2 protein-coding genes and 2 pseudogenes are annotated in these 5,098 nt (G+C 26.4%); 1 reads left to right on the plus strand and 3 read right to left on the minus strand.

Annotated elements, in window-relative coordinates; all coding sequences use genetic code 11:
* Positions 1 to 376: 376 nt before the first annotated feature.
* Positions 377 to 1,042: a 50S ribosomal protein L11 methyltransferase gene (locus tag A500_RS08635; RefSeq protein WP_016207196.1), complete on the plus strand. Its 666-nt coding sequence runs from the start codon at positions 377 to 379 to the stop codon at positions 1,040 to 1,042.
* Between the two features lie 207 nt (positions 1,043 to 1,249).
* On the opposite strand, the gene A500_RS08640 is transcribed toward A500_RS08635, so the two are convergent.
* The 3 genes and pseudogenes from A500_RS08640 to polA all read right to left on the minus strand — a co-directional run bounded on the left by A500_RS08640 (position 1,250) and on the right by polA (position 5,037).
* On the minus strand, positions 1,250 to 1,798 hold the full coding sequence (locus A500_RS08640) for a lytic transglycosylase domain-containing protein (protein WP_016207197.1): 549 nt from the start codon (positions 1,796 to 1,798) through the stop codon (positions 1,250 to 1,252).
* 10 nt (positions 1,799 to 1,808) lie between these two features.
* Positions 1,809 to 2,410, minus strand: a pseudogene (gene coaE / locus A500_RS08645) (dephospho-CoA kinase).
* A gap of 16 nt (positions 2,411 to 2,426) precedes the next feature.
* Positions 2,427 to 5,037 (minus strand): annotated as a pseudogene (polA, locus tag A500_RS08650) (DNA polymerase I).
* Positions 5,038 to 5,098 lie beyond the last annotated feature (61 nt).

The raw sequence follows: 5,098 nt of genomic DNA on the forward strand, positions 1-5,098 counted from the left end.
TTAAAATTCTAATAGTAAAAATTTAAAGAATTATAAATCGTCATCTAAATCAAAATCTAGAAATAAATAGTGATTTTTTTATATAGAATATTTATTATTTTATATTTCTTGACATTAATTAAAAATCTATCTATACTCAATAATATTACATTGAATTATATTCGGGGGATGAAATAATGTTTATACTTACTTATAATATTAAATTTACAGAATTAGATGAACAAATTGAAAAATTACAAATCAATGATATTTTAATGTTTTTTATGAAAGTCCTTTAGAAATAACAACTGAGGAATATGGTTATGGTTATTTAGAAAAAATAGTTGATACAATTGATATTAGAATTGCCTATGAAAATTCTGAAGAATATTTAGAGTTGTTTAAAGAAAAAGTTACCTCTATTTTAGGAACCAATTGTATAAGTATAGAACAATGTAACTATGATAATTATAATTATAATTTTCCTACTGTTCATATAAATGATAACTGGGTATTATCTTCTCCTGATGAAGTTATACATGATAAAAATATTCATAAAATATCTTTTATTTCTCAAGGAGCCTTTGGTACTGGATTACATGAAACAACAAAAGATTTACTAAATATAATTTTAACTAAAATTGATTTATCTAATAAGTCAGTACTTGATATTGGAACTGGTTCTGGCATTTTATCTGTAGCTTCTGCTATTATTGGTGCATCCAAAGTTACCGCTCTTGATATAAGAGATGTAAAAGATGAGGTTTTATTAAATGCTTCACTAAATGGACTATATAATATTGAAGTATTAGTTGGGAATGCATTAAATGATGAAATTAAAATCAATGATACATATGACTGGATCTACATAAATATAGGCGGAGAAGAAACTGAATTATTTATGAATTTTATAAGAGAACGTCTAAAAAATGATGGTAAAATTCTTGTATCTGGACTTGTTGAATGGAGCTTTGATAAAGTCAAATCTATTGTAGAAAGTTATGGATTTGAACTAGAAACAAAATATCAAAGTAATGAATGGATAACAGCAGTTTTCAATTAGTAATTAACACTAATTGAGAGTGAAAAATTATTAAGTGCACAGTGCACAATTTGCAGTTCACAGTTTAGGATAGAAACTACTGAGTAGTTTCTTAAACTTATATTATAGCAACTATTTTATAGTAGCCTTAATATATTCTTAATTCAGCAAATCTGAATTATTTCCATAACTGTGCACTGCGCCTTGTGAACTGTGCACTATTTTTAGTTATTTATTATAAAGATATTTATATATGTTGTAATTTGCTTTAACTTTATCTACATATTTTTTAGTTTCTGGGAATGGTATATAATCCAAATTTTCTCCATCATTTGAATAGTCTTCATCACTTAACCACTTATTAACATTTCCACTTCCACCATTGTAAGCCGCTAATATCAAATCTAAATTATTATCAAATTCATTTTCTAAAGTTTTTAAATACCAGCATCCTATCCTTATATTTAACTCTGAATCAAAAAGCATGGATGGCATAAAGTAGTTAATTCCTATTTCTTTAGCTGCCCATTCTCCAGTTGTATCCATTATTTGCATCAATCCTTTTGCATCTCTCTTCGAAACAGCTTCTTTATTAAAATCACTCTCAGTTTTTATGACTGCTAACACAAGATATGGATCTATTTCATATTCCTCACTATACTTATTTATATATTCATCATACGGGTAAGGATACACATAGTTCTTCATTACTAATACTACTCCAAAATAAGCAATAATTATTACGATTAAAATAGCTAATATACGCTTAAATTTCATTATTTTCTCCTTATTTATTAATTACCTTTAAAAAATCTATTACTTTATCTACTTGCTTCTTAGTTTTTAATAAATCATTATTATTATCAATAATAATATGTGCATATTCTTTTTTCTATCTAATGATATTTGGGCATTTAATCTATTTATAGCCTCATCTCTTGATAATTTATCTCTGTTTTTTATTCTCATTATTTGTGTATTATTATCAACCCATACTACAATTATATAATCCATATATGTATGAAGATCATTTTCTATTAAAGTAGGCGCATCTAATATTACCATGGATTCACCATTTCTTTCATATTTATCTAGCTCAAGAAATATTTCCTTTTTTATATATGGTATTATTATATCTTCATATTTCTTTCTTTGTTTTGGGAATCGAAAAATATGATTTCCAAATTCCCTTCTTCTAAATTCCCCTCTCCAATCAAAAAAACCTGATCCAAATTCTATTTTTATTTTTTCTAGAATTTCAGGGTACTTAATAAGAACATCTCTTGATATATCATCTGAATCTATTACTTTAAATCCTTTTTCAGTAAGCATTTTTGATACTGTGCTTTTACCTGATCCAATTCCCCCTGTTAATCCTATTTTAATCATTTTTAATTAAGCCCCCTTACTTAGCATCATACCATGTTTCCCCTAAATTAATATCTACTTCAAGAGGTACTTCTATGTCTAAGACATTTTCCATTTCTTCTTTTACTATTTTCTTTACCTCTTCAAGCTCTTTTGCTTTAACATTTAATATAAGTTCATCATGAACTTGTAATATTATATTACTTTCTAATTTGCTTTCTTTTAACTTTTTATAAACATTAACCATTGCTAGTTTTATTATATCAGCTGCACTTCCTTGAATAGGCGCATTCATTGCTAATCTTTCTCCTAAAGCCTTTACTATTCTATTTGAAGATTTAATTTCTGGTATAGCTCTTCTTCTATTTAAAATAGTTAGTACATATCCTTTTTCCTTTGCCTCTTCTATAACACTATCTAAATATCCTTTTATTTTAGGATATCTATCAAAATATATTTCCATATATTCTGAAGCTTCTTTTTTAGCTATGTGTAAATCTTGTGAAAGGCTAAAGTCACTTATTCCATACACTATTCCAAAATTAACAGCCTTAGCTCTACTTCGCATTAAAGATGTAACTTCCTCTACTGGAACCTTAAACACCTCAGATGCTGTTTTTGTATGTATATCACTATGATGTTTAAATGCATCTATCATATTTTCATCCTGTGACATATGTGCCAAAACTCTTAGCTCTATTTGTGAATAGTCACATGATAATAATATATCTCCTTGTTCATTAGGTATAAATACTTTTCTTATTTCTCTTCCCATTTCATATTTTATAGGAATATTTTGAAGATTAGGCTCTGTACTTGATAACCTTCCAGTTGTTGTTACAGTTTGATTAAAATTAGAATGTATGTGACCATCAATATCTATAACATTTTTCAATCCTTCCACATAAGTAGAGTTAAGTTTTGTTATTTGTCTATAATAAGTTATTTTAGGTATTATCTCATGTTTATCCTTTAACTTTTCTAAAACTTCTGCATTGGTTGAATATCCTGTTTTGGTTTTTTTAACCACAGGTAAATCTAATTTTTCAAACAAAATTTTTCCTAATTGCTTTGGAGAATTTATATTAAATTCTTCTTCTGCCAATTTAAAGATTTCTTTTTCTGTTGTAACAATTTCTTCTTTAAATTTAACAGCTAAATCTTCTAACATATTTTTGTTTATATTGAATCCTAAAGATTCCATTGATGAAAGAATAAATATTAATGGATGTTCAACTTCATAATAAAGTTCCTCCATTTTTTCTTCCTCTATTTTATTTTTAGCAATTCATATATTTCCTTTAATTTCAAATTCGCCTTTGCTTCTATTGTTTTCTCATCACCTGTTACATCTTCGCTTAAATATTCATTTATTAATGTTACCATATCATAAGATGATCTTGCTGAATCAATAAGATAAGAGGCTATTGCTGTATCAAATTCAAAGCTTTCTATAGAAATACCTAATTTATTTAATACTGTAACAAGAGATTTCCCATCATGGATTACCTTTTTTAAACCTTTGTTTTCCATTATTACTTTTAGTCCTAGATATCCATCATTTGAATCAGAATTGTAAATGTTTTTAAAGTTAATTAAATAAACTTTATCTTGACAAGATAAATACATCTTATTTAATTCTATTTCTGAATATCTTCCATTATTCAAAACATCATACGTTATATAACATATTTCATTTAAGGATTTAGATAAATTAAGTAAATCATCTGAACTATCTATATCAATAATATCTAAAAGTATTTCATCCTCTTTTATATCTTCTTTATTTTCTGGAAGCTTATCTACAAGTGATTTCATTTGTAGCTTAAAAAATAACTTTCTTAATCCTTCCCCATTATACGATTCTTGACTTTTTATTTCGTCTAAATCAAATTCTAAAGGTACTTCTGTAATTATAGTAGCTAACTTTTTACTAAATATAGCTTGCTCTCTAAAGTTCTCTAGATTTTCTTTTATTTTTTTCCACTAATATTATCTATATTATTTAACACTTCTTCCACAGAACCATAGGTTTGAATTAATTTATAAGCTGTTTTTTCCCCTATTCCTGGTACCCCTGGTATATTATCTGATTTATCTCCCATAAGACCCTTTACATCTATAAATTGAGTTGGAGTAACTCCAAATTCCTGAAAAAATGTTTCGTAATTATATTTTGCTGTTTCTGAAACTCCTTTTTTAGTTATAACTACATTTATATTATTAGATGCTAACTGAAGGGCATCTTTATCTCCTGTCACTATATAAACTTCAATCTCGTTTTTTTCTGCATATTTAGCAAGAGAACCTATTATATCATCTGCTTCAAATCCATCAATTTCATATTTACTTATAGATAATAAATCTAACATATCTTTCACTATAGGAAATTGTTCTGCAAGCTCTGGTGGCATTTTTTTTCTTCCTGCTTTATATTCTTCATATTCTTTATGTCTAAATGTTGGCCCTTTCTTATCAAAAGCTGCAACTATATAATCTGGTTTTAATTCTTCCTTCATTTTAAATAACATATTTGCAAATCCATAAACAGCATTTGTATGAATACCATCTGTAGTTGTTAATTCAGGAATTGCATAAAAAGCTCTATTTAAAAGCGAATTAGAATCTAAAATCAATAATCTTTCCATATTTTCCTCCAAGTTAAGGAATTAACTCCTTAAAGTTATTTTATTATAATTATACTATTTT

Source organism: Clostridium sartagoforme AAU1, from assembly GCF_000401215.1.
GTDB lineage: Bacteria > Bacillota > Clostridia > Clostridiales > Clostridiaceae > Clostridium > Clostridium sartagoforme.